This is a genomic window from Stenotrophomonas sp. FSL W7-1447 (genome assembly GCF_037966425.1).
GTDB lineage: Bacteria > Pseudomonadota > Gammaproteobacteria > Xanthomonadales > Xanthomonadaceae > Stenotrophomonas > Stenotrophomonas pavanii.
Genome location: NZ_CP150199.1, coordinates 1,727,154 through 1,753,009 on the forward strand (window position 1 = coordinate 1,727,154; position 25,856 = coordinate 1,753,009).

The 25,856-nt window shown below is 67.1% G+C and carries 23 protein-coding genes and 5 tRNA genes; 23 read left to right on the forward strand and 5 right to left on the reverse strand.

What is annotated here, in order from left to right; translation table 11 throughout:
• The 11 genes from NSQ78_RS07995 to pgsA all read left to right on the forward strand — a co-directional run bounded on the left by NSQ78_RS07995 (position 1) and on the right by pgsA (position 12,888).
• Complete coding sequence (locus NSQ78_RS07995; protein ID WP_064238042.1) at positions 1–1,344, forward strand: HAMP domain-containing sensor histidine kinase; 1,344 nt, start codon at positions 1–3, stop codon at positions 1,342–1,344.
• A 59-nt stretch (positions 1,345–1,403) separates the two neighbouring features.
• On the forward strand, positions 1,404–3,803 hold the full coding sequence (locus NSQ78_RS08000) for a DNA internalization-related competence protein ComEC/Rec2 (RefSeq protein ID WP_064238044.1): 2,400 nt from the start codon (positions 1,404–1,406) through the stop codon (positions 3,801–3,803).
• Between the two features lie 3 nt (positions 3,804–3,806).
• On the forward strand, positions 3,807–4,469 hold the full coding sequence (locus tag NSQ78_RS08005; protein ID WP_019658999.1) for a MotA/TolQ/ExbB proton channel family protein: 663 nt from the start codon (positions 3,807–3,809) through the stop codon (positions 4,467–4,469).
• A gap of 3 nt (positions 4,470–4,472) precedes the next feature.
• Positions 4,473–4,895: a biopolymer transporter ExbD gene (locus NSQ78_RS08010; protein WP_019658998.1), complete on the forward strand. Its 423-nt coding sequence runs from the start codon at positions 4,473–4,475 to the stop codon at positions 4,893–4,895.
• Positions 4,892–6,640: a lipid A export permease/ATP-binding protein MsbA gene (gene msbA / locus NSQ78_RS08015; RefSeq protein ID WP_053463484.1), complete on the forward strand. Its 1,749-nt coding sequence runs from the start codon at positions 4,892–4,894 to the stop codon at positions 6,638–6,640. Before NSQ78_RS08010 ends, msbA begins: the two co-directional genes overlap by 4 nt.
• Positions 6,640–7,659 (forward strand): tetraacyldisaccharide 4'-kinase, encoded by a 1,020-nt coding sequence (gene lpxK, locus NSQ78_RS08020; protein ID WP_064238046.1) that lies wholly within the window; start codon positions 6,640–6,642, stop codon positions 7,657–7,659. The genes msbA and lpxK overlap by 1 nt, the downstream gene beginning before the upstream one ends.
• Before the next feature lie 75 nt (positions 7,660–7,734).
• Entirely contained in the window at positions 7,735–8,508 is a 774-nt protein-coding gene (gene kdsB, locus NSQ78_RS08025; RefSeq protein ID WP_064238048.1) for a 3-deoxy-manno-octulosonate cytidylyltransferase, read from the forward strand.
• A complete protein-coding gene (locus NSQ78_RS08030) occupies positions 8,505–8,993 on the forward strand; it encodes a low molecular weight protein-tyrosine-phosphatase (protein ID WP_053463481.1) in 489 nt (162 codons plus the stop codon). Before kdsB ends, NSQ78_RS08030 begins: the two co-directional genes overlap by 4 nt.
• Positions 8,990–10,402: a hypothetical protein gene (locus NSQ78_RS08035; protein ID WP_064238049.1), complete on the forward strand. Its 1,413-nt coding sequence runs from the start codon at positions 8,990–8,992 to the stop codon at positions 10,400–10,402. The genes NSQ78_RS08030 and NSQ78_RS08035 overlap by 4 nt, the downstream gene beginning before the upstream one ends.
• Positions 10,399–12,243, forward strand: a complete 1,845-nt coding sequence (uvrC, locus tag NSQ78_RS08040; RefSeq protein WP_049464739.1) for an excinuclease ABC subunit UvrC — start codon at positions 10,399–10,401, stop codon at positions 12,241–12,243. Before NSQ78_RS08035 ends, uvrC begins: the two co-directional genes overlap by 4 nt.
• 18 nt (positions 12,244–12,261) lie before the next feature.
• Positions 12,262–12,888, forward strand: a complete 627-nt coding sequence (pgsA, locus tag NSQ78_RS08045) for a CDP-diacylglycerol--glycerol-3-phosphate 3-phosphatidyltransferase (RefSeq protein ID WP_049464736.1) — start codon at positions 12,262–12,264, stop codon at positions 12,886–12,888.
• 148 nt (positions 12,889–13,036) lie between these two features.
• Here the strand turns inward: pgsA and NSQ78_RS08050 are convergent, their stop codons facing one another.
• Positions 13,037–13,951 carry an IS110-like element ISStma6 family transposase gene (locus NSQ78_RS08050; RefSeq protein ID WP_064238051.1) on the reverse strand — a complete coding sequence of 305 codons (915 nt, stop codon included), beginning with the start codon at positions 13,949–13,951 and terminating at the stop codon, positions 13,037–13,039.
• A gap of 307 nt (positions 13,952–14,258) precedes the next feature.
• Here NSQ78_RS08050 and NSQ78_RS08055 point away from each other — a divergent pair.
• From NSQ78_RS08055 to NSQ78_RS08085, 7 genes are all read left to right on the forward strand, one after another.
• Positions 14,259–14,334, forward strand: a tRNA-Gly gene (locus tag NSQ78_RS08055).
• A gap of 138 nt (positions 14,335–14,472) precedes the next feature.
• On the forward strand, positions 14,473–15,579 hold the full coding sequence (locus NSQ78_RS08060; protein ID WP_064238054.1) for an NAD(P)/FAD-dependent oxidoreductase: 1,107 nt from the start codon (positions 14,473–14,475) through the stop codon (positions 15,577–15,579).
• A 113-nt stretch (positions 15,580–15,692) separates the two neighbouring features.
• Positions 15,693–15,768: transfer RNA gene (locus NSQ78_RS08065), tRNA-Gly, on the forward strand.
• Between the two features lie 367 nt (positions 15,769–16,135).
• Positions 16,136–17,599 (forward strand): efflux transporter outer membrane subunit, encoded by a 1,464-nt coding sequence (locus NSQ78_RS08070; protein WP_339208334.1) that lies wholly within the window; start codon positions 16,136–16,138, stop codon positions 17,597–17,599.
• Positions 17,596–18,735, forward strand: a complete 1,140-nt coding sequence (locus NSQ78_RS08075; RefSeq protein WP_053463476.1) for an ABC transporter permease — start codon at positions 17,596–17,598, stop codon at positions 18,733–18,735. Before NSQ78_RS08070 ends, NSQ78_RS08075 begins: the two co-directional genes overlap by 4 nt.
• A 10-nt stretch (positions 18,736–18,745) precedes the next feature.
• Entirely contained in the window at positions 18,746–19,474 is a 729-nt protein-coding gene (locus tag NSQ78_RS08080) for an ABC transporter ATP-binding protein (protein WP_049470093.1), read from the forward strand.
• Positions 19,471–20,391 (forward strand): biotin/lipoyl-binding protein, encoded by a 921-nt coding sequence (locus tag NSQ78_RS08085; RefSeq protein WP_064238058.1) that lies wholly within the window; start codon positions 19,471–19,473, stop codon positions 20,389–20,391. Before NSQ78_RS08080 ends, NSQ78_RS08085 begins: the two co-directional genes overlap by 4 nt.
• 2 nt (positions 20,392–20,393) lie before the next feature.
• Here the strand turns inward: NSQ78_RS08085 and NSQ78_RS08090 are convergent, their stop codons facing one another.
• Complete coding sequence (locus NSQ78_RS08090) at positions 20,394–20,822, reverse strand: hypothetical protein (protein ID WP_064238060.1); 429 nt, start codon at positions 20,820–20,822, stop codon at positions 20,394–20,396.
• The gene (locus NSQ78_RS08095) at positions 20,815–21,216 is read right to left on the reverse strand and encodes a hypothetical protein (protein WP_064238063.1); all 402 of its coding nucleotides are present in this window, start codon (positions 21,214–21,216) and stop codon (positions 20,815–20,817) included. Before NSQ78_RS08095 ends, NSQ78_RS08090 begins: the two co-directional genes overlap by 8 nt.
• A 128-nt stretch (positions 21,217–21,344) precedes the next feature.
• On the opposite strand from NSQ78_RS08095, the gene NSQ78_RS08100 reads away from it, so the two are divergent.
• From NSQ78_RS08100 to NSQ78_RS08115, 4 genes are all read left to right on the forward strand, one after another.
• Positions 21,345–21,420: transfer RNA gene (locus NSQ78_RS08100), tRNA-Gly, on the forward strand.
• 142 nt (positions 21,421–21,562) lie between these two features.
• Positions 21,563–21,638, forward strand: a tRNA-Gly gene (locus tag NSQ78_RS08105).
• Positions 21,639–21,704: 66 nt separating this feature from the next.
• Positions 21,705–21,778, forward strand: a tRNA-Cys gene (locus NSQ78_RS08110).
• 1,136 nt (positions 21,779–22,914) lie between these two features.
• A complete protein-coding gene (locus NSQ78_RS08115; RefSeq protein ID WP_223224862.1) occupies positions 22,915–23,796 on the forward strand; it encodes a hypothetical protein in 882 nt (293 codons plus the stop codon).
• Positions 23,797–24,149: 353 nt separating this feature from the next.
• On the opposite strand, the gene NSQ78_RS08120 is transcribed toward NSQ78_RS08115, so the two are convergent.
• Together NSQ78_RS08120 and NSQ78_RS08125 are read right to left on the reverse strand one after the other, a co-directional pair.
• Positions 24,150–24,284, reverse strand: a complete 135-nt coding sequence (locus NSQ78_RS08120) for a hypothetical protein (protein WP_262089139.1) — start codon at positions 24,282–24,284, stop codon at positions 24,150–24,152.
• Between the two features lie 4 nt (positions 24,285–24,288).
• On the reverse strand, positions 24,289–24,414 hold the full coding sequence (locus tag NSQ78_RS08125) for an SOS response-associated peptidase (protein ID WP_223224861.1): 126 nt from the start codon (positions 24,412–24,414) through the stop codon (positions 24,289–24,291).
• Positions 24,415–24,737: 323 nt separating this feature from the next.
• Between NSQ78_RS08125 and NSQ78_RS08130 the strand changes: the two genes are divergently transcribed.
• Entirely contained in the window at positions 24,738–25,652 is a 915-nt protein-coding gene (locus NSQ78_RS08130) for an ADP-ribosylglycohydrolase family protein (protein ID WP_064238067.1), read from the forward strand.
• Positions 25,653–25,856 lie beyond the last annotated feature (204 nt).

Genomic DNA, 25,856 nt, shown 5'->3' on the forward strand with positions numbered 1-25,856 from the left:
GTGGCCCGTCCGATCCGTTCGATCACCCTGGGCCTGGCCTGGCGGCTGTTCCTGGCGCAGGCCTTCACCGTGCTGTTCGCGGTGGTCGCCCTGATCCTGACCTGGGGCGACAAGGACTCCTGGGGCATGGACATGTTCGTTGCCGAGGCGGTGGCCAAGGCGGTGCACAGCGAAGGCGGCCGCCTGGTGCTGGACCAGGCGCGCTGGGACGCGCTCGATACCGACGCCGGTGGCAATCTCTGGTTCGCTGCGGTCGACGACAAGGGCGTCTGGCTTGAGCGCGGCACCATCCCAGCGGTCCACGCGCCGCTGCTTGCGCGGCTGCCGACCGTGGGTGCCAGCGAGCTCGGGTCGCTGGTGCCGCCCTATCTGGACGTGGCGCGGGTGATGATCCGCAACGAGGATGGGCGCCGCATCACCGTGATGGTGGGAGGCGCACCCAAGGGCGGGCTGCTGGACGGCGCACTGATGGTGCTGCGGCTGATCGGCCTGTGGTTCTTCCTGCCGTTGATCGTGGTCACCCTGCTGGTGATGCCGACCGTGATCCACCGTGCGATGCGTGGCGTGCGCCGTTCCGCGCAGCAGGCCAAGGAGCTGGACATCGGCCAGCCGGGTGCCCGGCTGGACGCGCGCCTGGTGTCGACGGAAGTGGCGCCGCTGGTGGAAGCATTCAACGACGCCATCGACAAGGTGCAGCAGGGCTATGCCGCGCGCGACAAGTTCCTCGCCGACGCGGCGCACGAACTGCGCGTGCCGATCGCCGTGGTGCAGGCGCGCCTGTCGCAGCTGCCGCAGGGTGAGTTGAAGTCACAGTTGCTGACCGACGTGGCGCGGCTGGGCAATGTTGCCGAGCACCTGCTTGACCTGCAGCGCCTGGACCGCAACGTGGGCGCATTGCAGCGGCTGGACCTGGCCCAGCTGGTGCGTGAGGCCGCAGCGGACCTGGCGCCGCTGGTGGTGGGAGCCGGCTATGGATTCGAAGTGGACGCGCCGGAGGCACCGGTGTGGATCCATGGCGACAGCCTGGCGCTGGGGCGGGTGATCGCCAACCTGGTGCACAACGCGATCGTGCATGGTGGTGGCCGTGGCACCATCTGCGTGCGGTTGGACACGCGCGGCGTGCTGGAGGTCAGCGACCAGGGCGCGGGCATTCCAGTAGGCGACCGCGAGGCGATCTTCGAGCCGTTCCATCGCCTGCGCGCGGCGGGCAGCGGCAGTGGCCTGGGCCTGCACCTGGTCAAGGAAATCGTGCAGCACCATGGTGGCTCGGTCAGCGTCGGCGAGGCGCTGGGGGGCGGTGCGAGTTTCCGGGTCAATTTCCATCGCGGAAGCGTTCGGCGCTGATGCGACTGCGGGGCAAGTCCCGATAGGCAGCCTGCTGCCGTCGGCGGCACGCTGGCGTCATGGCCGCCGAGCGTTTCCCGTCTCCCTTGCTGGGCAGTGGCTGCGCTGCCGCGCTGACGCTGGGGGCGTTGGCCTGCGTGCAGCTGCCGCAACTGCCGCCGCTGTGGGTCTGCACGGTGATGGTCGTGCTTGGCATGGCGGGGTGGGGCCTGCGCTGGCGCGGGCGCCTGCCGGCGGTCGTGCTGTTCGGTGCCGGCTGGGCAGCGCTGCACGGGCACTGGGCATTGCAGGACCAGCTGCCACCGGGCCAGCCGGCTCGGGACGTGGTGGTCAGTGGCCGGGTCATCGATCTGCCGGATCATGCCGAGGCGCGCACCCGCTTCCTGCTGCAGGTCAGTGAGAGCAGCGAACTGCCATCGCTGCGCGGCAAGCGCCTGCAGGTCACCTGGAACGACGGCTGGCAGGGCAGGTCCAGCGCCGCTGCCGAGGGACGGCGCAGGCAGGTCCTGGCCGGTGCGCAGTGGCGGTTGGCGGTGCGTGTGCGGGCCCCTCGCTCGCGGATCAATCCCGGGGCTTTTGACAGCGAGCGCCATGCGCTGCTGCGTGGCGTGGCTGGCACTGGAACGGTGAGGGCGCCGGCCAGTGCCCACGCGCTGCAGTCTGCGCGCGGCCTGCCGGCATGGCGTGAGCGCACCAGCGCCGCCATCGCCCTGCAGGTGGCCCATCCGGCCGCGCGCTTCGTGCAGGCGCTCGCCCTGGGCGATACGCGCGGCCTGTCCGACACCGATTGGGATCAGTTGCGGGCGCTGGGGCTGACCCACCTGATCGCCATTTCCGGGTTCCATGTCGGGGTGGTGGCGGGGCTGGGGGCGTTGCTGTGCCGAGGGCTGTGGTGGCTGTGCCCCCTGCTGGCCCGGCATTGGCCGCGTCCACAGGCGGCGGCCTGCGCCGCAGCGCTGTCCGCGGCGGGCTATGCAGTGCTGGCCGGCGGTGAATTGCCGACCGTGCGCACGGCGCTGATGATCGGGTTGGTGGCCCTGGCGCGTAGCGGGCGGCGCCCGCTCGGTCTCGTGCAAGGACTCGCGCTGGCGGCGCTGGCGCTGCTGCTGCCGGCGCCCCTGTCGGTGCTGTCAGCGGGCTTCTGGCTCAGCTTCGGCGGCGTGCTGTGGCTGGCGTGGTGCCTGCCACAGGGACGTCCGCGCGGGATGGCCGCCAACCTGCGTGGGTTCCTGGCCGCGCAGGGCGTGGCCAGCGTCGGCCTGTTGCCGTTGGGCATCGCCCTGTTCGGTGGCACCGCCTGGCTGGGGCCGCTGGTGAACCTGCCGGTCATTCCCTGGTGGACCTTGCTGGTAGTGCCGCTGTCGCTGCTGGGTACCGCCCTGCAGGTGCTGCATGACGGGGCCGGGCGCTGGGCCTGGCGTGCGGCGGCGTGGCTGTTCGAGGTCAGCTGGCAGGCCCTGCAGCCCCTGTCGGCGCATCCGCAGGCGATGTGGTGGTTGGCCGAGGCACCGGCCTGGGCAGTTCCGGCGGCGCTGCTGGGGGTGTTCTGGTGGCTGTTGCCACGGGGTGCCGGCGGCGGGCTCGCTGGACTGCTGTTGTGCCTGCCGCTGTTGTGGCCGTTGCGCGAGCGGCCGGCCGAGGGGGAGCTGGAGCTGCTGCTGCACGATGTCGGCCAGGGCACGGCGGTGTTGCTGCGCACCGCGCGGCATGCGCTCTGGTATGACGTCGGGCCGCCGAGCGGCAGCGAAGGGAGCGAGCGGACTCTGGTTCCGGCACTGCGGGCACTCGGCCAGGCGCCGCCTGACCGCGTATTGCTCAGCCACGATGACCTGGATCACGTGGGCAACCTGCCGGGTCTGCGGCTACAGCTGCCGGCACTGCCACTGCTGGCGCCGCCGGGCAGCTCGATCACCGGAGCGGGGCGTTGCCAGCGGGGCCTGAGCTGGCGCTGGGACGGGGTCGATTTCCAGGTGCTGCATCCGGATCCCGGCAGCCGGCGGGCCGAAAACGAGGACAGCTGCGTGCTGCGCGTGGCCAGCGCCCATGGCGTGGTCCTGTTGCCTGGCGACATCGGCCGTCCGGCCGAACAGGCGCTGTTGCGGGCGTCTCCGGCGGCGCTGAAGGCCGACGTGGTGCTGGTGCCGCACCATGGCAGCGGGGGCAGTTCCAGTGCCCCGTGGGTGGCCGCGGTGGCACCACGGTTGGCGCTGGTCTCGGCCGGGCACCAGAACCGCTTCGGCCACCCGCGTCGGGACGTGGTCCGGCGCTGGCAGGCGCAGGGCGCCGAGGTGGTGTCCACCGCGGAGTCCGGGGCGATCCGCGTATGGCTTGGCGCACAAGGGCTGCAGCTGCGTGAACAGCGCATCCATGCATCCCGGTGGTGGGATGCCGCTGGGCGGGCGCGGTCGGCTGCTATCCTATCGTCGATCGAACAAGCGGCCGTTGGGCCGGAGGGTTGAAACGTGTGGGAACTGGTCAAGGCCGGTGGCTGGCCGATGGTGCCGCTGCTGCTGTTGGGCGTACTGGCTTTGGCGATCATCCTGGAGCGTTTCTGGTCCCTGCGGCGAACGGAAGTGCTGCCGCCCGGGCTTGGCCAGGAAGTGCGCAACTGGGCCGCACGCGGCAAGCTGGACCCGGCGCACCTGCAGACCCTGCGCGCCAACTCGCCGCTGGGCGCGCTGCTGGCCGCTGCGCTGGAAGCCCGCAACCGCCCGCGCGACCAGATCCGTGAGCGGATCGAGGACACCGGGCGCCACCTGGTGCACCGCATGGAGCGCTTCCTCAACGCGCTGGGCACCATCGCCTCGGCCGGCCCGCTGCTGGGCCTGCTGGGCACCGTGATCGGCATGATCCAGATGTTCCTGGGCATCCTCGACCATGGCGTGGGCGATGTGAACCAGCTGGCCGGCGGCATCGGCAAGGCGCTGGTGTGCACGGCCACCGGCATGATCGTGGCCATCCCGGCGTTGATGTTCCATCGCTATTTCAAGGGCCGGATCCACGGCTATGTGGTGGAAATGGAACAGGAAGCCAGTGCCCTGCTGGACACGCTCGACGGTCGCCCCGGGGTGATGAACCCGGCCGCGCCGGCGCGACCGGCCCACGCTGCCACGGCGAAGGCCTGATCGATGCGCATCGGCAATGACCGATCCCAGGATGAGCCGCATATCGATCTGGTCCCGCTGATCGACGTCATCCTGGTGCTGATCATCTTCTTCGTGGTCACCACCACCTTCGATGCGCGCTCGACGCTGCAGGTGCAGCTGCCGACCGCCAGCCAGCAGCCCAGCAACGAGCCGCCGCGCTCGCTCAGCGTGCTGATCAACGCCGAAGGCCGCTATTTCATCAATGACCAGGAAGTGCTGCGCAGCGATGTCGAGTCGGTCAAGCAGACCATCGCATCGGTCGCCGGCAGCGACCGCAGCCAGCCGGTGCTGCTGCGCGCCGACGCACGCACCCCCTACCAGGCCGTGGTGACTGCGCAGGACGCGCTCGGTCAGCTCGGTTTCCGTCGTATCGCCATTGCAACTGCGCCAGAGGTGCGTCCATGAGTTCCCATCACGCGCCGGTGTGGCCGATCTACAAACGTCTGCTGGGCTACACCCGCACCTACTGGGTGTTCATGGTGGGCGCGGTCATCGCCATGGTGGTCGAAGCCCTGGCCGGCTATCACTTCACCAAGCTGATGGAGCCGCTGGTCAACGAGGGTTTCGTCGATCCGCAGCCGCGCGCGGCCGTGGTGCTGCCGCTGACCATCCTCGGCCTGTTCCTGATGCGCAGCCTGGCCACCTGGGTCAGCGACTACACGCTGGCCAAGACCGGCCGCAGCGTGGTCCGCGACCTGCGTGAGCAGGTGCTGCAGAAGTACCTGCACCTGCCGTCGTCGCACTTCGACACCGAAGCGACGCCGGTGATGGTCAGCCGCCTCAACTTCGATACCGAACAGGTCACCCAGGCCAGCGCCGACGCGCTGAAGACCGTGGTGGCCGACACCCTCACCATCATCGCGATGCTGGCGGTGATGCTGCAGATGAGCGTCAAGGTAACCCTGGCGATGCTGCTGGTGGTGCCGCTGATCGGTGGCATCGTGTCCTACGTGGGCAAGCGCTACCGTCGCATCAGCCGCGGCATCCAGGACGGCATGGGCACGATGGCACAGACTGCCGAGCAGTCGCTGGCCGCGCAGCAGGAAGTGAAGGTGCACGGCACCCAGCAGCATGAGATCTCGCGCTACTCGCGCCTGGCCAACCGCATGCTGGCGCTGAACATGAAGGTCGAGGTCACCCGCGCCGCCGCGTCCAGCGTGGTGCAGTTCCTGGCCGCACTGGCGCTGGCGGTGATCGTCTGGGTGTCGACTCGCGAAGCCCTGGCCGGCCGCCTCAATGCCGGCCAGTTCATGGGCCTGATGACCTCGATGATGGCCATCATTCCCTCGCTGCGCCGACTGACCAGCGTACAGACCTCGATTTCGCGCGGCGTCTCCGCCGCCGAGCGCCTGTTCGGCATCCTCGACATGCCGGTGGAGCGCGACGACGGCCAGCACCGCGTGCAGCGCGTACGGGGCGAGCTGGCGTTCGACCACGTCATGCTGCGCTACCGCGAAGACAGTGGCATCGCCCTGGACGACATCAGTTTCGTCGCCAGGCCGGGCACGGTGACGGCCATTGTCGGCCGTTCCGGCAGTGGCAAGACCAGCCTGATCCGGCTGGTTCCGCGCTTCTACGAGCCCACTGGCGGCGTCATCACCCTCGATGGCGTGGCCCTGGATGACTATCCGCTGGCCGACCTGCGCCGGCAGGTGGCGATCGTCGGGCAGAAGGTGATGCTGTTCGATGACACCATCGCCGCCAACATTGCCTATGGCATGGAGGCGACCGATGAGCAGATCCGTGCGGCGGCCGAAGCAGCCAATGCCTGGGAGTTCATCGCACGCATGCCGCAGCAGCTGCAGACCCCGGTCGGCGAGAACGGCGCGCTGCTGTCCGGTGGCCAGCGCCAGCGCCTGGCGATTGCCCGCGCGATCCTGCGCGACGCCCCGATCCTGATCCTCGACGAAGCCACTGCGGCACTGGACAACGAGTCCGAGCGCCTGGTGCAGGATGCGCTGCAGCGCCTGATGCCGGAGCGCACCACGCTGGTCATCGCGCACCGCCTGTCGACCATCGAGCACGCCGACCAGGTGCTGGTGATGGACCATGGCCGCATCGTCGAGCGTGGCACCCACAAGGAGCTGCTCGAGCTGGGCGGCCTGTACCAGCACCTGCACAGCATGCAGTTCCGCGAAAGGCAGGACTGATGGCCGGCAAGGGCACCCAGACCCCGCCGTACTGGTATGACGGCACCCCGGTTCCGTGGGCCATGCGCCTGCTGGCGCCCCTGTACGCGGGTGTCACCGCGCTGCGGCGGCGCGCCTATCGGCGTGGCTGGCGCAAGCGTCACGCGCTGCCGGTGCCGGTCATCGTGGTCGGCAACATCACCGCCGGCGGTACCGGCAAGACGCCGCTGACCATTGCCCTGGTCGAACGCCTGCGCGCGGCCGGCTGGAAGCCCGGCGTGGCCAGCCGCGGCTACGGTCGCGAAGACGCCGACAAACCGCTGTGGGTGCAGGCCGATACGCCGACCGCCAAGGGCGGTGACGAGCCGGTGCTGATCGCCTGGAAGACCGGCGTGCCGGTGCGCGTGGACCGTGATCGGGTTGCGGCCGGCAAGGCGCTGGTCGAGGCCGGCTGCGATGTGATCGTCTGCGACGACGGCCTGCAGCACTATCGCCTGGCGCGCGACATCGAGATCGAAGTGGTCGATGCGCAGCGTCGCTACGGCAATGGCCGGATGATTCCGGCCGGGCCGCTGCGCGAGCCGGTCAGCCGCGCCAGCGAGTGCGATTTCCGCGTGGTCAACCTCGGCCAGACCGATGAGGAGACGGCGGCACAGGCCTGTGGCTTCGGCCAGTGGCCGATGGCGCTGCACATCGACAGTGCGCAGCCACTGGCCGGTGGCCGCGCGCGCCCGCTGGCATATTTCAAGGGCCAGCGCGTGCATGCGGTGGCCGGCATCGCGCATCCGCAACGCTTCTTCGACATGCTGCGCGCGCGCGGTATCGGCGTGGTGCCGCATGCGTTCGCCGACCACCAGGCCTATCAGCCGCAGGACCTGTCCTTCGGCAGCCAGCTGCCGGTCCTGATGACCGAGAAGGACGCGGTGAAATGCCGTGCGTTCGGCAACGACTGGCACTACGCGGTTCCGCTGCGCGCCGAGTTGCCCGCCGCGTTCTGGGTAGCGCTGACCGATCGCCTGGACAAGCTGCGACCGAACTGAGCGGCGCAGTGGCGCTTGCATTCACGCGCCGCTGGCCGCATTCCCGTTGTAACGAGCCTGCCGAGTATCGCCCACATGACCGAATTCGTCGTCGCCATCCCGGCCCGCTACGCTGCCTCGCGGCTGCCCGGCAAGCCGTTGCGCCTGCTGGGCGGTGAGCCGCTGGTGCTGCATGTGGCGCGCCGCGCGCTGCAGGCTGGCGCCCGCGAAGTCTGGGTGGCGACCGACGACCCGCGCATCGCCGATGCGCTGTCCGGGCTGGCCGAAGTGAAGGTGGCGATGACCGCGGCCACGCACGCTTCCGGCACCGATCGGCTGGCCGAGTGCGCGCGCATCGCCGGCTGGGCCGATGACACGGTGGTGGTCAACCTGCAGGGCGACGAACCGTTCGCACCGGCGGCCGGCATCCGCGCGGTGGCCGATGCGCTGGTTGCCGGCAATGCGCCGATGTCGACTCTCGCCGCGACCGTCGAGGACGCGCACACCCTGTTCGACCCGAACGTGGTGAAGCTGGTACGCAACGTGCGCAACGAGGCGATGTACTTCAGCCGTGCACCGATCGCCTGGCACCGTGATGGTTTCGCGCGCAGCCGCGACACGCTGCCGGAAGGCCATGCCTGGCTGCGCCACATCGGCATCTACGGTTACCGTGCCGGTTTCCTGCAGCAGTTTGCGGCGATGCCGCCGGGCCAGCTGGAGCAGGTCGAATCGCTGGAGCAGCTGCGCGTGCTTGAAGCGGGCTACCCGATCAGCGTGGCGATCTCGCCCGAGCCGTTCCCGCCGGGCATCGACACGCCCGAGGACCTGGAACGGGCCGAGGCGTTGCTGCAGGCGACGACCGCGCGATGAGGCTGCTGCTCGTCTGCCTGGGCAACATCTGCCGTTCGCCGATGGCCGAAGGGGCGCTGCGCGCACGCCTGGACGCCTCGCCGCTGGCCGGGCGGGTGCAGGTCGATTCGGCTGGCACCGGCGACTGGCACGTGGGCGAGCCGCCGGACCGCCGCGCGATCGCCTGCGCGGCCGGACACGGCGTGGACATCGGCGGCCTGCGCGCACGCCAGCTGCAGGCCGTGGATTTCGACCGTTTCGACTGGGTCCTGTGTGCCGACGAGGCCAACCTGCGTGATGCCGGGCGCCTGGCCTCGGCGGCCCAGCGTGAACGGCTGGCGTTGTACCTGCCTTGGTCCGGCGGGCAGGGGCGGGCAGCGATCCCCGATCCCTATACCGGCGGCAGCGATCATTTCGAACAGGTCTGGTCGCTGGTCGACGATGCTGCAAAACGTGCAGTGGCACGACTGTTGCATGACGCCGACTCCGGCATAATCGGGTCATGAACGTCCAGCCCGTCCCGGACCTGCCCGAGTTCGCCACCTGGCTCAATGCCACCCCCTGCACCCTGACCGAACTGCGCGGTCGGCCGGTCGCGCTGTTGTTCGTCAACGCGGCCTCGGCCTGGAGTGCGCAACGCCTGGCCGAGTTCGGCCAGTGGTTGTCGCGCCACCCCGGCAAGCTGCAGCCGCTGGTGCTGCAGGTGCCGCGCTTCGACTTCGAGCGCGACGCCAGCGCGGCGCTGAAGCTGCTGCGCCGCCAGGGCCTGGCCATGCCGGTGCTGCTCGACGCGGACTGGGATGGCTGGCGCCGCTTCGGCGTGACCGCCTGGCCGACCATGGTGCTGCTGGATGCGCAGGGTCGCGAACAGCAACGGCTGGTCGGGCAGGGCGCACCCGGTGAACTCGAACGCGCCTTGAACGCGCTGTGCCAGGGCGCTCCGTCGGCGCCGCCGCGTGGCGGCAGCGAACTGCACCCGGAACCGCGCCAGGCCCTGCGTTTTCCGCTGGGGCTGGCGGTCAGCACCGAGCGTCTGTACATCGCCGACAGCGGCCATCACCGCATTCTCGAATGCAGCCACGGCGGCCGCATCCTGCGCCAGTTCGGCCTCGGCACCGCCGATTTCATGGACGGCAACCTGGCCGAAGCGGCCTTCCACCGCCCGCAGGCGCTGATGCTGGAGCGCGATTCGCTGTACGTGGCCGATACCGGCAACCATGCCGTGCGCCGCATCAACCTGCTGACCGGCATCGTCGACACGCTGTGTGGCAACGGGCGTCCCGGCGCGCCGTTGGAAGGCCCGGTGGCGCAGGCGCGGCAGGTCTCGCTGGACCATCCGGTCGGCCTGGCCATCGCCGACAACCAGCTGCACATTGCGATGGCTGGCGACAACCGCATCTGGAGCTACCACCTCGGCCAGCGCAGCCTGCAGTGGCGCGCCGGCAGCGGCGCCATCGACGAGCGCGACGGCAGCGGCCATCTGGCGGCCTTCGCCCAGCCGACCGCGCTGGCCGTGGTGCAGCAGGTGCTGTACGTCGCCGATGCGCTGGGATCCTCTATCCGTGCGCTGCAACTGCGCGGCGATCTGGTGCAGACCCTGGTCGGGCAGGGGCCTTGGCGCTTCGGCAGTGAAGACGGGCCGCGCGCGCAGGCCAGCCTGCAGTTCCCGCAGGCCATTGCGCTGAGCCCGGAGGCGCCGCTGCTGTGGATTGCCGATAGCGGCAATGGACGCCTGCGCACGCTGCGCCTGGGCGGCGGTGAGTTGACCACCCAGCCGCTGCCGCGTCGCCTGCATGGCCCGGCCGGGCTGGCGGTGGGCGCCGGGGCGGTGTGGATCGCAGAGACCGACGCCCACGCAGTGCTGCGATTCGACCCCGACAGCGGCGTGCTCAGCGAAGTCCCGATCAGCGAATGACCGACGTTCCCGCCCCGGCCTTCGACGGCAAGGCCTTCGCGTCCCAGCTCAGCACTGCACCCGGCGTGTACCGCATGTACGCCGCCGACGACACGCTGCTGTACGTCGGCAAGGCGCGCGCGCTGCGCAACCGTGTCGGCAGCTATTTCAACGGCAGCCCGAAGAATGCGCGGATCATGTCGATGATCTCGCAGATCACGCGCATGGACGTGACCGTGACGCGCTCGGAAGCCGAGGCGCTGCTGCTGGAAAACCAGCTGATCAAATCGCTGTCGCCGCGCTACAACGTCTCCCTGCGCGACGACAAGACCTATCCGCATGTGCTGCTGACCCGTGAGGACTGGCCGCGCATCGCGCTGCATCGCGGCCCGCGTGCCATTCCGGGCCGCTATTTCGGTCCGTACCCGGGCGTCACTGCGGTGCGCGAAACGCTGAACCTGATGCACAAGCTGTTCAAGCTGCGCAGCTGCGAGGACAGCGTGTTCCGCAACCGTTCGCGGCCGTGCCTGCAGTACCAGATCGGGCGTTGCAGCGCGCCGTGCGTGGAGCTGGTGCCGGCAGCGGAGTACGCCGAGTCGGTGCGCCGTGCCGCCCTGTTCCTTGAAGGCAAGAGCGACGAGCTCACCCGCGAGCTGGGCGAGCAGATGCAGGCCGCCAGCGAAGCGCTGGAGTTCGAGCAGGCCGCGCGGCTGCGCGATCTGATTTCCTCGCTGCGCAGCATGCAGACCCGGCAGTACGTGGACGGTCGCGCCGCGGACCTGGACGTGCTGGCGGTGGCCATGCAGGGGTCGCAGGCCTGCGTGCTGCTGCTGGCGTTCCGCGATGGCCGCAACCTCGGTACCCGCCCGTTCTTCCCCCGCACCAATGGCGAGGAGAGCCCGGAAGAAGTGCTGGCCGCGTTCGTTTCGCAGTACTACATCGAGTTCGAGCCGCCGCGCGAGATCCTGCTGGACCGCGAAATTCCCGACGCCGACCTGCTGGTCGCCGCGCTCTCGGCCTCGGCCGAGCGCAAGGTGCAGCTGAGGTGGAACGTGCGCGGCGAGCGCGCCGGCTACGTGGAGCTGGCCAGCCGTAATGCGCAGCTGACCCTGGCCACCGAGCTCAACAGCCGCAACGCACAGCACGCACGCAGTGATGCACTGCGCGAGATGCTCGGCCTGGCCGAGCCGGTGAAGCGGGTCGAGTGCTTCGATATCAGCCACACGCTGGGCGAGGCCACCGTGGCCTCGTGCGTGGTGTTCGACGCGGCAGGTCCGGTGCGCGCGCAGTACCGCCGTTTCAACATCAGCGGCATCGAGCCGGGCGACGACTATGCGGCCATGCGCCAGGCCATCGATCGCCGTTTCCGCCGCGCCGTGGAAGAGCAGGGCGTGCTGCCGGACGTCCTGCTGATCGACGGTGGCGCCGGCCAGCTGGCGCAGGCCGAGGCCGCACTGGCCGACCTGGGCGTGGAAGGGGTGCTGCTGGTGGGCGTGGCCAAGGGCGTGGAGCGCCGCGCAGGCCATGAAGCGCTGGTGATGCCGGATGGACGCGAGCTGCGCCCGGGCGCGGCCAACCCGGCGCTGCAGTTCATCCAGCAGGTTCGCGATGAAGCCCACCGCTTCGCCATCACCGGTCATCGCGGCCGCCGCCAGAAGGCGCGGATGACCAGCAAGCTGGAGGACATCCCCGGCATCGGGCCGCGCCGCCGGGCCAGCCTGCTCAAGCATTTCGGCGGCCTGGTGGGCCTGAAAGCGGCCGGCGAAGCCGAAATCGCCAAGGTGGAAGGCATCAATGACGCCCTCGCGGCACGCATCTACGCTAACCTGCACGGGTTGGCCACGCCCGATGCGGCCGAGTAGAGAGAGAAGCACGCAAGCATGAAGTTGACCCTGCCCACCTGGCTGACGTTGTTGCGGATCGTGATGATCCCGGTGCTGGTGCTGGTGTTCTACCTGCCCTATACCTGGACCAACTTCGCTTCGGCGGCGATCTTCGGCCTGGCCGCGATCACCGACTGGCTCGACGGTTGGATCGCACGCCGTTACCAGCTGGAGTCGGCCTTCGGCGCCTTCCTCGACCCGGTCGCGGACAAGCTGATGGTGGCAGTGGCGCTGTTCCTGATCGTGCAGGGCCATCCGACGCCGTGGATGGCGTTCTGGGCGGCGGTGATCGTCGGCCGCGAGATCGCGGTGTCGGCGCTGCGCGAATGGATGGCCGAGCTGGGCCAGCGCGCCAAGGTGCGCGTGGCGATGATCGGCAAGATCAAGACCACCGCGCAGATGGTCGCGCTGCTGTGCCTGCTGTACTCGGTGGCGCCGAACGTGCCGGTGCAGGACATCTGGATGGGCTGGCCGGTGTTCCACATCGGCGACTGGACCCTGGCCATCGCCGCGGTGCTGACGCTGTGGTCGGGCCTGCAGTACCTGCACGCCGCCTGGCCGAGCCTGCGCGAGGATGAGCGTGCCGCGCGCGAGCGCTCGCGGCAGAAGAAGCTGGGCAACTGAGCCTGGGGTCGGATCCCTTTCCGCAGGAAAGGGCTCTGACACCACGGTTGCTGCCATCCACGCATGGCGTGGATCCACTGGAAATGCCGCATCCACGAAGGATGCGGATCCATCGGTGTGCGGGGATGCTGTAGTAGCAACTGTCTTGTCAGGGGCAGCCGAGGGCCACCTCGGCGTCCCGCTTACGGGCGTTGAGGATCACCAGCATTTTGCGCATGACCGCCACGAGCGCCACCTTGCTCGCTTTGCCCTTGGCCTTCAGGCCAGCGTAAAACGCGCGCAGTCTTGGCTCGTACCGGATGGCCGTCAGGGCCGCCATGTAAAGGGCTTCGCGTACCACCGCGCGCCCACCACTGATCCGCCGTTGGCCCTGCCAGGTGCCACTTTCGCGGTTCATCGGGGCCAGCCCCACCAGCGACGCTATGGCTTTGCTTCCCAAGCTGCCCAGTTCGGGCAACTCGCAGGCCAGTGTGCTGATCAGGATGGGGCCGACGCCTTTGAGCGCGCCGATGTTCTTCCAGCCAGGCTGTCCCTCAAGCTGCTCGGCAATAGCTTTGTCCAGTTGCTTCAGGTCGTCAGATAGCTGAGCTATATAGCGTTGCTTCATCGCAATCAGATCCGGATCGACCAATCGCCGCAAGCGCTGCATCTCACTGACCCGCATCTGCACCAGATGCCTGCGGCATTGCGCAAATTCAGCCAGACGCTGCTGCCAAGGGGCAGGCGGTACGTAGCGGGTCAGCGGTAACAAATGGGCCATCTGCGCCAGCACTGTCGCATCGAGCCGATCGGTCTTTGCGGCACGGCCCGTGCCTTGGGCAAATCGCCGTGCACGCGCCGGATTGATTCGCACCATCGGCAGGCCGGCGGCGTGCAATGCATCCAGAGCAGCACGCTCGTAACCCCCGCTTGCCTCAAGAACGACCTGCTTGATCGGCCACGTCTTCAGCCACCGAATCAAGCGTACAAAGCCGCGCTTGTCGTTGCTGAATTGGCGAAACTGCTCTCCATGGACGGCCACATCCAGCGTGGCTTTGCTCACATCAATCCCGATCCCAAACATGGCAGAACTCCGCTAGGCTGACAGGGTCGAGAGCTCTCCCCGCTTGCCCAGTCTTATCAGTTCGAGCGCCAACTCAACCAACTGTTCGGGCGGTTCAGGGAGAATCCGGCGTGGGGACCCAAGCTACTTCTCGGTCGCAAGACCTGGATCCACACGGTCGCCCACGCCGGGCTCTCGGCACCCAAGGTGCCAGATCGGCAAGAGATAAGATCCACGCCATGCGTGGATACGCGGTGCAAGGCGCCTCGCAGGCCCCGAAAAAACCGCTTGACGCCATTCCCAGAATAGGTAGAATTTCGCCTCCCAAGCGGGAATAGCTCAGTTGGTAGAGCGCAACCTTGCCAAGGTTGAGGTCGCGAGTTCGAGTCTCGTTTCCCGCTCCAGATTCAAGAAAAACGCTCCCGCAAGGGGGCGTTTTTCGTTTGCGTATTCCGCGCTTCATCCCCACTTCACCGCCACTCCTTCGGCTCGCCACGCGGCAGTTCGAAGCTGCATCTCCGATTCTCCAGGGCGATGCCGCAATGCCTCACACTCCCTCCGCCTACGACCACGACGTCATCATCGTCGGCGCCAGTTTCGCCGGTGCCGCCTGCGCACTGGCTGCCGCCCAGTACGGTCTGCGCGTCTGCGTGCTGGAACGCAAGGCCGACCCCGGCGAGCGCCTGCACACCACCGGCATCGTGGTGAAAGAGGCGATGGAGCAGACCTGGCTGGGGCGCATGCCCGAGCACCTCGTGCAGCGCGTTGCCAACGTGCGCCTGTATGCGCCGAACCTGCGCAGCGTGTTGCTGGCCGCGTCGGGCTATTACTTCCTCACTACTGATACGCCGAACGTGATGCGCTGGCTGGCCAGCGAACTGCGCGCGAACGGTGTCGACCTGCGCCTGCAGCAGTCCTTCACCGACGCTCGTCGCTGTGGTGACGGCTGGCAGGTGGAAGGGGCAGGGCGCTGCGCCTATCTGGTCGGTGCTGATGGCGCACGCTCACGCGTGGCCCAGCGCACCGGCCTTGGCCAGGTGCGCGACACCCTCTACGGCGTCGAGCGCGAGTTCGCCGGCCTGCAGGTGGCGCAGGGCAATGCGCTGCATTGCTTTGTCAGCAAGCGCTACGCGCCGGGTTATATCGGTTGGGTCGCGCAGAATCCAACCGGCCTGCAGGTCGGATTGGCGCTGCGTCATGACCCGCAACAGGTACGGCCGCCGGATATCGATGGCTTCCTCGACCACGTGCGCGATGGGGTCGGCATTCCGTCTTCGGCGCGTCCCTCGGGCACCCGCGCAGGGCTGGTGCCCTGCGGCCGGCCGGATGGGCCGATCACCGGCCAGCGCGTGGTCCTGACCGGCGACGCGGCGGGCGTCGTCTCGCCGCTCTCGGCCGGGGGCATCCATTCCTCATGGCGGCATGGCTGGGCAGTCGGTGAGGCGATTGCCCGGCATCTGCGTGGCCAGGGGCCGGACGCCGAACGGGTGGCGCGGCAGGTGGCGCCGGCCTTCCATGGCAAGCGCCTGCTGCGCTGGGCGATGGACCATCTGCAGGCCGACTGGCCGCTCAACGCGCTGCTGCACACGGCGGCCACGCGTCGCATTGCCGAGCAGGTCTACTTCCACCGCCGTGGCCTGCGTGCCTGAAGCCAAGGCCAAGCGCCTGAACGCTACCCCGTCGCACAGGTGAAAATTCCGGTTGACGCCGTGCAGCAATCCCGACAAAATAGCGCTCCTTCGACGCAGGTCGAACGAAATCTGCGGGAATAGCTCAGTTGGTAGAGCGCAACCTTGCCAAGGTTGAGGTCGCGAGTTCGAGTCTCGTTTCCCGCTCCAGATTCAGAAAAACGCTCCCGCAAGGGGGCGTTTTTCGTTTGTCATGGCGCTGGCCACGCGGGTCGCTACAGTCAGGCCACGACATTTTCATGGGGGGCGTGGTAAGTGTGCCTCTGGGGGCGATTCCGACATTTGCGTCGCAATCGGCATGACGGGGGCGCAGCGATCGTGGGGACGATCGGAAGCCCTGGCGCGAGGTGGGCTGCTGCAAGAGGCAATGACCTGGAATCTGCATCAGTGTTCCGCCTGCTGCAGGCAGTGAAAGGCTGGCGAAAGGCCTGCGCCATCGTTGCCTGAACCGCACGCGTGTTGTGACCGTTTTCGGACCATTTCTCCATGTTCGCTCCACAATCGCACGGTAGCCTTCATGCTCCTTCTACACGTTGGCGGGCTGGTGGTCAGGCGTATCACTCCAGTGGCGGTGCCCAGGACCGGGCGAGCATTCTCCCTGCAGGCGCTGCTGCGGCCCGGCGCATTGTTGGCAAGCCTGGCGCTGGCCGGCTGCATGTCGGTACCGGTTCCGGACCTGCCTGACCGCACACCCACCGCCTGGACCCAGGTGCCGCAGGGGCAGGGCGTGGCGGTGGACGCCAGGCAGTGGTGGAAAGTGTTGTCCGACCCGGCGCTGGACGGCCTGGTCGATCAGGCCATCGCCGACAATCTGGACCTGCAGCGGGCGACGTTGCGGCTGCAGGCCGTACGGATCGTCGCCGGTACCTCCGATTCGCGCTTCCTGCCGGAAATCACCGCCAGCGCCAAGCAGGTGCAGGACGCTGCCGCTGTCGACACCTACTTCCATGCCGGCATCGAAGCGATCTGGGACCTGGGCCTGTTCGGTGCCGCCGAGAGCGCGCAGTTGAGCGCTCAGGCCTCGGCCGGCAACGCCGTGGCCCTGCGCAATGCCGCACAGGTGGCGGTGATCGCCGATGTGGTACGCAGCTATCTCGACCTGACCGTAGCGCAGGCCCAGCAGGATCTGCTGGCCCGACAGCAGGCCGTGGACGACCGCGGCGAACAGCTGGCGCTGGTGCGTCAGCGGCTGCGTCTGGATGAGCCGGGCGAGCTGGAACGGCTGCGCGCGCGGCAGGCGGCCACCCGTGCGGCCATCGCGCAGGCGCGGGAAAACGCCGACAACGCCGCCCGTGCGCTGGCATTGCTGCTGGGCCGCGAGCGTCCGGATCCGGCCTGGCACGCCTACCGCACCCCGCCGACGCTGGGTGCGTTCACGCTGCAGCAGGTCCCGGCTGACCTGCTGCGACATCGACCGCAGATCCTGCTGGCCGAATCGGAAGTGATGCAGGCCGCCGCCAGCAAGGGCGCCGCGCGCGCTGCAATGTATCCGCGGATCAGCCTGGGTGGCTCGATCCTGTATGCCTACAACCTCACCCAGAACGCCCGTTCCAATTCCGACTCCAGCCCGTCGATCGGCCCGTACATCGATATTCCGCTGTGGGACTGGGGGCAGCGCCGAGCGCGCTTCCATGCCGATGAGAAGCAACTGGATGCCGCCTTGCTGGGCTACCGCAAGGCGGTGCTGGAAGGCGTGAGCGAGGTGGAGGGCGCGTTGGGCAGCCTGGCGCGCCAGGACAGCAGCATCCAGTCGCTGCGTGCGGCCAATGATGTTGCCAGCCAGCAGGTCAAGCGCCAGGCGCGGCAGGTGCAGCTGGGCCTGTCCAGCGAGTTCGAGGGTCTGGACACGCAGCGTGCCGCACTGGCCTCGCAGGCCGATCTCATCGGTGCACAGGGCGCACGCGTGCTGGCGTTCGCCTCGCTGTACCGCGCCCTCGGGGGCGCGCCGCTGCCGGCCGGAGCTGGGGAGCCATCACAATGATCGCGCTGGCCCGCAAGACCCTGGCCTATGAGTGGCGCCGGTTCCTGCCGGTGGTGCTGGCGATGTGTTTTGCCGGCGTGCTGCTGATCGTGCAGGCGGCGCTGGTGCTGGGCATCTTTGGTACCGCCGCGATCTACGTGAAGGCATCCTCGGCCGATATCTGGGCAGGTTTCCCGGGTACGCAGAGCGTCAACTACGGCCATGCGATCAGCGCCGACGTGGAAAGCCACCTGCGCATGGACCCGGATGTCACCCGCGTCGAGCCCTACGAGTGGGTCGACGGCGAATGGCGTTCCGGCGCGCAGGGCACCGGCAACGTGTCGGTGTACCTGTCCGGCATCTCCACCCGCGACGACGCAATGATGTTCGCGCGCATCCTGCCTGCCGACCTGCGCGCACAGCTGCGCGAGCCCGGTGCGGTGATCGTCGACAGCGCCGACCTGGATACGCTGGGCGTGGACCTGCAGAACAACCGCGCGTGGATCAACGGCAAGGCCGTGCGCGTGGTCGCCGCGCAACCGGGGCTGCGGGGCCTTGGCGGCGTCAATGTGCTGGCCTCGCTGGATACCGCGCGCGCCATTGCCGGCACGGATCCGCACGAGGGCAGTACCTATTTCGTGGCGGGCCTGCGTTCGCCGGACCTCGCCGGTCACGTGCGCGATCGCCTGTCTGCATCGATGGGCCAGGCGACGCCGGTCGAGTTCTGGACCGCGCCGGAGTTCGCCAGCCGCTCGCAGCAATATTGGCTGTTCGATACCGGCGCCGGCATCGCGGTGCTGTTCATGGCGGTCATCGTCTGCTTCGTTGGTGCGGTGATCACCAACCAGTCATTCGCCTCGGTGGTGGCCGGTTCGGTGCGCGAGTACGCCACGCTCAATGCGCTCGGTGCCGGTCGCTACGCGCTGGCACGGGTGGTGTTCGAGCAGGCCTTGCTGATCGGCGGCGTAGGCATGTTGCTGGCAGCGGCCTTCAGCACCGTGGTGCTGCTGATCGCGCAGACCCAGCGCGTACCGGTGCAGCTGACGCCGATGGTGATCCTGGGCTGCGTGGCGCTGGTCGCGGTGATGGCCATGCTGTCGAGCATCATGGCGGTGCGCAGTGTGGTCCGCTCCGATCCATCGTTGCTGCTGCGTTGAGGACCGGCCGATGACCTCCAAACATGCCATCGCCCCCACGTTGCAGGCCGACGCACTGGAAAAGGGCTTCATGTCGGGCGATGTACAGGTGCCGGTGCTGCGTGGCCTGTCGCTGGACATCTACCCCGGCGAGCTGACCCTGGTGTCGGGGCCTTCGGGGTGCGGCAAGAGCACGCTGTTGTCGCTGCTGTCCGGCCTGTCCGCGCCCGATGGCGGGCGGGTGCACGCGCTGGGCCAGGATGTGGGGCACATGACCCGCAGCGAGGTGGAGCGTTTCCGCCTGCACCATGTCGGTTTCGTGTTCCAGGGCTTCAACCTGTTCCCGGCGCTGACCGCGCTGGAGCAGGTGCAGCTGCCGCTGGGCTACCGCGGCATGCGCGATCGCGAAAGCGAACCACTGGCCCGCAGGGCGCTGGAAGAGGTTGGCCTCAGCCACCGCAGCCACATGCGCCCGGCGCAGCTGTCCGGCGGTGAGAAGCAGCGCGTGGCGGTGGCCCGTGCCTTCGCCAAGTCGCCAACGCTGATCTTCGCCGACGAACCCACCAGCGCGCTGGACGCCGAGAACGGTCAGCGCGTGATCGACATCCTGCATCGCTATGCGCGGGCGCACGGCGCCACCGTGCTGTGCGTGAGCCACGATCCGCGCCTGATCCGGCATGCGGATCGGGTGATCGCCATGGAAGACGGCATGGTCCGTGATGACCGCCGCCAGAACGAAACCGTAGAGTCCGCCCCATGACCAAGACGCCGCACCTGCTTCCCCTCAGCCTGGCCCTCTCCGCGGCACTGCTGCTCGGCGCCTGTTCCAGGGACGCGCCCGCGCCTGTACAGCCGCCTTCGGGCAAGGCCGATGCAGCCGCCGCCGGCAAGGTCGCGGTCGCGCGCGGCATCATCGATGTCGAGGGCGGCCTGATCGCGCTTGCACCGCCGGTGGATGGCTCGATCACCGCCGCGCCGGTGAAGGAGGGCGCCACGGTCAAGAAGGGGCAGCTGCTGCTGTCGCTGGATGGCGCGCTGCTGCAGCAGGAAGTGGCGATGGCCACCGCCGATCTGGCCCTGGCCAGTGATCGCCTGAAGGGCAGCCAGGCGCAGCTGCGCGAACTGGAGCGCAACGCCACCCGCCTGTCCACCGGCGCCAGCGAAGGGGTGTCATCCAACCAGCAGGCCGATGCGGCCAGGCAGCAGCTGGCGGTTGTTCGCGCCGACGTCGACGTGGCGGGTGCGCAGGTCGACATGGCCCAGCACAAGCTGGAGCACGCCAGGTTGAAACTGCAGCAGATGTCGTTGAGTGCACCGGAAGCCGGCACCGTGGTCGGCCAGGTGCCGGGCCTGGGCGCCTTCGTGCAGGGCGGCAAGCCGGCGATCTCGCTGCTGCCGGCACGCCCGCTGCAGGTGCGTGCCGAACTCAGTGCCGCCTATGCCGATGCGGTGCAGGTAGGCATGAAAGCGACGGTGGTACCGGACAGCGATGGTGCCGAGAACACCGGCACGCTGCCGACCGCACGCGTGGTACGCATCAGCCCGGTGTTCGCGCAGGCCCGCCTGCCTGAAGACGCGGGGCGTGGCGTGGCCAAGGTGGTGGAGTGCGTGCTGGAGTTCGACGGCGAGGCCAAGGCACGCTTCGGCCAGCATGTGCGGGTGGAGTTCCGGAAGTAGGCCTAGCGTTGTGGCGGCCGCCTGAACGCCCGCCATGCGCTCACCGCCGACACCCCGCACAGCGCCAGCAGCAGGCCCACGTCCAACAGCAGCAGCCACAGCAGGTGCATGCCTTGTACCGGCGGCTGGTGCATCGCCGACAGCATCCACGGCACCGACCACAGCAGCAGCAGGGCGAAGGCGATCAGCAGGCGCAGCCACAGGCGTTTCAGTCTCCACGGCCGCACGATCAAGGCGGCCACCACCAGTTCGACCGTGCCCAGCAACGCGAACACGATGACAGTGCTGGTCGGGTAGGGCGAATCGGTACCTTCCAGGTGGTGCAGCAGCCAGTAGTCCGGGGTGAAACCGGCGTTGACCAAGGCCGCGATCAGCGCCAGCCAGGTCAATGAAACCAGCAGCCAGAACAGGCGGACGTAGCGTCTAGGCATTGGTGGTGTCCGTGGTGGCAAGCAGGCGGTTGTGTGATGCATACCACGCGGAAATGGCGATCGCGGCCAGTGCCAGCAGGCCGGGCCCGAGGGTGAAGTACAGCAGGCGCAGCGGATGGTTGTGCATCAGTGTCCAGCTCGCGAACGCCAGGGGAATCGCCAGCACCAGCAGCTTGGCAAACAGCGGCCGCAGCACCGCGATCAGCGGCTGGGCGCCAATGAACATCCAGAACAGATGGAACTGGGCGATGCCCAAGCCGATGTCACGATGTGAAGCAAAGCCGAAATGGTCGCGATACCAGTTCATTCCCATCGGCATCAGTGCCCAGTACAGCAGGGCCACCAGCAGATGCAGCAGCAGGGCGATCAACAGGGGCGTGCCGCGAAGGAGCATGGGTGAACGGGGCCGGGCGGGGCAGCGTACCCCACTGCGGACGCCCGTGACCGCATGATGTGAAGACTGTTGACGGCGTGAAGGAATTTGGACACAATGGCGCTCCTTCGACGCAGGTCGAAGAATCTGCGGGAATAGCTCAGTTGGTAGAGCGCAACCTTGCCAAGGTTGAGGTCGCGAGTTCGAGTCTCGTTTCCCGCTCCAGATTCTACAGGGCCCCGACAGGGGCCTTGTTTTTCTCCCGCCACGGCAAGGCGGGGCACGTTGGGCCACAAGGCTCTGCGCGCAGTCAGAAAGGTGAAATCGCTGGTGTGTGTCCCGGATTTCCGGTACCATGTCGGCTTACGCGGGAATAGCTCAGTTGGTAGAGCGCAACCTTGCCAAGGTTGAGGTCGCGAGTTCGAGTCTCGTTTCCCGCTCCATGTTCCGACAGGCCCCATCTTGGGGTTTTGTCTTGTCAGGGCAGTGTTCCTGGCGTGCAGTACGTTGGCCTCATGGCAGAGTGGCTATGCACCGGATTGCAAATCCGTTTACAGCGGTTCGATTCCGCTTGAGGCCTCCAATTGAAAAGCCCTGACTCCGGTCAGGGCTTTTTATTTGCCTGGCGTTCGGCAGCGCAGCCAGAATTCCTTGATTCGCGCCTGGATACATTGGCCTTCCACCCGTTTTCAGGTGGCAAGCTCGCGCTGACACGTGCCAAGTGCGTTTACGTGAGTTTGAGAGGGGATGGCAACCAAGCGACGCCGGGGTGACTACGGGTAGTACACGATCAAGCTGGCGCGGCTGCTGCCCCGCCCGGTCTGGCGCTTGGTTCTATGACGGTAGCGCGCCGTCGGATGCTATCGGTGCGCTGGCCGAGGTAAGCGGCGACGACTGCTCCGGCTGCGGCGCGGCCGGCAGTGCCGTAAAGACAGGCCTTCTTCCTTGTAGACGCGATGCACACGCTTGTGGTTATCCCGCCAATCCTCCCGGCGCAGTATCACGTGCACGCGCTCACAGCCCTAGTGAATCCGCGTCTGAGTAATCTCATGCACCCGTCGACCGATAGCACTACCGTCACGCGCCTTGGGCGTGTAGGAAAATGCCGAGCGCGACATCGACACGATCTGCAGCGCACGCCGCTCACTGCTGCCAAATCGCTCCTGCAGCAGCTCCACTCAGGCACGCTTCTGGGCAGGCCTCAGAGCTTTTTTGTGACCACATCCTGCAGCATGCTTTGTTTAGGCTGAGGCTGGCCACCAACTGCTTGAGCTTGCTGTTTTCCTCCTCCAGCAACCGCAGCCACTTGAGTTCGGGCGGACCCAACCCGCCGCACTTCCTGCGCCACACGTAGAACGTCGCCTCCGCAATGCCCAGCTTGCGGCACACCTAACCGACCGCCACCCCGAGCTCGACCTGCATGAGCGCGTAGGCAATCTGCTCCTCGGTAAAACAGGATTTCTTCATCGCCTGATTCCCCGTGATCCAAGGGGCCCGTGCGGGGCGAAGTCTCTACTTCACGCTGGCCCGGTTTTTCGGGGTGGGTCACGCCGCAACACGGTTGATCTCAGCCCCCGGAATTGGCTGTGGCCATGTCGCCCTCGCGATAGCGGCGGGATTAGCGGCCATTTATTCTTTCGGCGCGATTCGGATAGTATCGATTGGGCTTTCGAGGGACCGAAGCCTCGATAGCTGATTGGTCTAACATGGAGAGAGACAATGCTGTTGAAGTACGCTCTTGCTGGGATGCTTGGATTCGCTGGGTTTGGCGTCCTTGTCGCCGATGTGAATGCTGCCGCTGTACGATGCGAAACCTGTCGAATTGATGGTGACTATCGCGCTGAGGCCGTTCGCCTGGGGCCCGGGACTCACCTGATTTTCAATGTCACTGACAATCAGATTCAGCAGTACTACGTTGGTACAAGCTCTGGTGGCGGTGGCGGTGGCGGTATTGAGCCGAGATCCGCCGGACCTGTGGTTATGCGGCAGACGCCACCGGCGGGCGCAGTTGAAGAGGTGAATCGCGCTCATCGCGTGCAGGTCGTTGGTGGTGGCACACTGCGCCCCACGTTCATCGTGCCTATAGCGACCCTTGGCCTCAATCCGAGCGCGAGTGGCATGACGGCCTACGAGTACGTATCGGACTACAACCTCCGTGCAATGGTCGAAACTGCGACGGGGAGCACGGATGTTATTTCCAAAGTGGTCGGAACCGACGTTTTCACGGCAATGGCCGACCTGCTCCAGCACGTTACGAACTACACAGGTCTGCGCGACCAGGCGCGCATCATTATGAAGGTCGTGTTTAAGGACGGCTCCTCGGTTGTTGTTATCGTGAACCTCGAACATCAGAACGGACAGTCTGAAGTCGGTAGCGAGCGAACCGCTGCAGGGCAGCTGATTCCGACCGATATTCAACAGGTCAATGGTACTTGGACCGATTACGGTGGCGAGAATCTCGCGCGTATGGTCACCCATCTCCAAGGCCTCGGTGCAACCATGTCAGCGTCTGGTCCGTCTTCAACGGGGACTGTCAAAGCGATTACCTGTAGCGGCGCCGGCGTCGCTAAGGTTTGCGCTGTTGAATACATGATCCGTTGATGGAGTGGTAGATCACCATCTACAGAAGGAGGGGCCGCAGTCGCGGCCCCTCCTTATTTGTGCTCGTGAATGACGCCTCACTTCTTGCGGCGACGCAGGATGCTGAGCACTACCGCAATGATGCCTACTGGAATCAGGATGACCGCCAGTAGGATGATCCAATGCCAGATGCTGAAACCACCCATGCTTTACATCCCTATGAAGTGACGTCTGGATGGTAGCATTTCGAAGTCCGCGCTTCTAAAGCGCGATTCGCATCGTATAAGGTAGATCAACTTCGAAGCGGTAGTAGGCAGCTCAAACGCAGCGCTTGAGCCGCCCTGCGAAAGAGTTGAGTCGGGCTACGCCCTGTGTCACTCGAGTTGCACCAGCAGGTCCTTGCGGTTGTTCTGCGGGATGTTCAGCGCGCGGCTGGCCCGGTAAGCCTCCCTCGCCGGCGGCTCGCGGGCCAGCAGCATCGCCAAGGCGTCAGCGGGGCTGGCTGCCATCCACTCATCGATCTTGGCTGGCCTGCAGCTCGACGGGCATGCGGTCGTGGATGCCGGCTGAGACGTTGCTGCTGTCACCGGTGATGATGGTGAAGGTGCCCAGCTTGCCGTCGGGCAGCAGCGGAGGCAAGGCCTTGGATGGAAGCGATCAACAGCTGGCAAGTTGGTTTCGAATCCCTAATTTTCGTTATCTACTATCGTTGGATTCGATTGATACGCGATGAAATCGGGTGGCAGATTGGGTATCGCTCAATGTCAAGTAATTGAAAATTTAGAACTGTTCGCGGATTGCAAATCCGTTTACAGCGGTTCGATTCCGCTTGAGGCCTCCAATTGAAAAGCCCTGACTCCGGTCAGGGCTTTTTTGTTGGCTGCGATCGCTTTCCCGCTCGCGCGATCGTTGCGCGGCCTGGCGGCCAGTCATGGCGGAGGCGGCGGCGCTACACTTGCCTGATGAACCAGATTGATCACTTCCGGGGTGCGTTGCTCGGCCTCGCGTGCGGCGATGCCGTCGGTACCACGCTGGAGTTCAAGCCTCGTGGCAGCTTCACCCCGATCACCGACATGGTGGGTGGCGGGCCGTTCCACCTGCAGCCGGGGCAGTGGACCGACGATACCTCCATGGCGATGTGCCTGGCCGAGAGCCTGGTGCGTTGCGAAACTTTCGACGCGCGCGATCAGATGAACCGCTACGCCAACTGGTACCGGCATGGTTACTGGAGTGCGACCGGGGAGTGTTTCGATATCGGCATGGCGACACGGGCTGCCATCGACCGGTTCCTGCAGGATGGCCATCCGCTGGCGGGAAGTGACGACCCGCGCAGCGCTGGCAATGGCTCGATCATGCGTTTGGCGCCGGTCGCGTTGCGCTACGCCGGGACCCCCGATCTGCAGGCCATGGCCGCGTTGAGTTCGCGAACCACGCACGCTGCGCAGGAGTGCCTGGAGGCGTGCCGCCTGCTGGCCGTCGCGCTGGAGCGGGCGCTGGCGGGGAGCGCCCGCGACGGAGTGCTGGATCTCAGCGATGTTCCCGTCGAGAGCGCGCGGCTGCAGCAGATCGCAGCGGGCGGCTATCGTGATGCGACGCGTGAGCAGATCCGTGGCAATGGCTATGTTGTCGACAGTCTGGAAGCTGCGCTCTGGTGCTTTGATCGCCACGATACCTTTGAAGCCGTCGTACTCGAGGCGGCCAATCTTGGCGAGGATGCCGACACCACGGCCGCCATCGCCGGGCAGCTGGCGGGCGCATTCCATGGCGCGCGCGGCATCCCTGAGAGATGGCTGCAGCGGCTGGCCTTGCGCACCGAAATCCAGGCGCTGGCCGATGCACTGCACGCCCTCAACCAAGGCATCGCCCGCACCGCATAAGGCCCATCCAGTGCCTGCGAACTGCGCGGGCACGGCGCTCTTGGCTGCCACCCTTTCCGACGCGACGGGGGTCCCCTGCGGCAGTTGGCCGCGCCGTGGCGGCCAGTCTCAGCCGCCCACGACATGGGAAGGCGCTATGGTCGGGCTCCACGTCTCAGGGAGCTGCAATGGCGAGCAAGGGCACCAGGTATCGCTCCAGCCAGG

Coding starts and splice junctions, on each gene's coding strand:
- NSQ78_RS08000 (WP_064238044.1), top strand. CDS start 1,404: ATGGCCGCCGAGCGTTTCCCGTCTCCCTTGCTGGGCAGTGGCTGCGCT.
- NSQ78_RS08010 (WP_019658998.1), top strand. CDS start 4,473: ATGCGCATCGGCAATGACCGATCCCAGGATGAGCCGCATATCGATCTG.
- msbA (WP_053463484.1), top strand. CDS start 4,892: ATGAGTTCCCATCACGCGCCGGTGTGGCCGATCTACAAACGTCTGCTG.
- lpxK (WP_064238046.1), top strand. CDS start 6,640: ATGGCCGGCAAGGGCACCCAGACCCCGCCGTACTGGTATGACGGCACC.
- kdsB (WP_064238048.1), top strand. CDS start 7,735: ATGACCGAATTCGTCGTCGCCATCCCGGCCCGCTACGCTGCCTCGCGG.
- NSQ78_RS08030 (WP_053463481.1), top strand. CDS start 8,505: ATGAGGCTGCTGCTCGTCTGCCTGGGCAACATCTGCCGTTCGCCGATG.
- NSQ78_RS08035 (WP_064238049.1), top strand. CDS start 8,990: ATGAACGTCCAGCCCGTCCCGGACCTGCCCGAGTTCGCCACCTGGCTC.
- uvrC (WP_049464739.1), top strand. CDS start 10,399: ATGACCGACGTTCCCGCCCCGGCCTTCGACGGCAAGGCCTTCGCGTCC.
- pgsA (WP_049464736.1), top strand. CDS start 12,262: ATGAAGTTGACCCTGCCCACCTGGCTGACGTTGTTGCGGATCGTGATG.
- NSQ78_RS08050 (WP_064238051.1), bottom strand. CDS start 13,951: ATGTTTGGGATCGGGATTGATGTGAGCAAAGCCACGCTGGATGTGGCC.
- NSQ78_RS08060 (WP_064238054.1), top strand. CDS start 14,473: ATGCCTCACACTCCCTCCGCCTACGACCACGACGTCATCATCGTCGGC.
- NSQ78_RS08070 (WP_339208334.1), top strand. CDS start 16,136: ATGCTCCTTCTACACGTTGGCGGGCTGGTGGTCAGGCGTATCACTCCA.
- NSQ78_RS08075 (WP_053463476.1), top strand. CDS start 17,596: ATGATCGCGCTGGCCCGCAAGACCCTGGCCTATGAGTGGCGCCGGTTC.
- NSQ78_RS08080 (WP_049470093.1), top strand. CDS start 18,746: ATGACCTCCAAACATGCCATCGCCCCCACGTTGCAGGCCGACGCACTG.
- NSQ78_RS08085 (WP_064238058.1), top strand. CDS start 19,471: ATGACCAAGACGCCGCACCTGCTTCCCCTCAGCCTGGCCCTCTCCGCG.
- NSQ78_RS08090 (WP_064238060.1), bottom strand. CDS start 20,822: ATGCCTAGACGCTACGTCCGCCTGTTCTGGCTGCTGGTTTCATTGACC.
- NSQ78_RS08095 (WP_064238063.1), bottom strand. CDS start 21,216: ATGCTCCTTCGCGGCACGCCCCTGTTGATCGCCCTGCTGCTGCATCTG.
- NSQ78_RS08115 (WP_223224862.1), top strand. CDS start 22,915: ATGCTGTTGAAGTACGCTCTTGCTGGGATGCTTGGATTCGCTGGGTTT.
- NSQ78_RS08120 (WP_262089139.1), bottom strand. CDS start 24,284: ATGGCAGCCAGCCCCGCTGACGCCTTGGCGATGCTGCTGGCCCGCGAG.
- NSQ78_RS08130 (WP_064238067.1), top strand. CDS start 24,738: ATGAACCAGATTGATCACTTCCGGGGTGCGTTGCTCGGCCTCGCGTGC.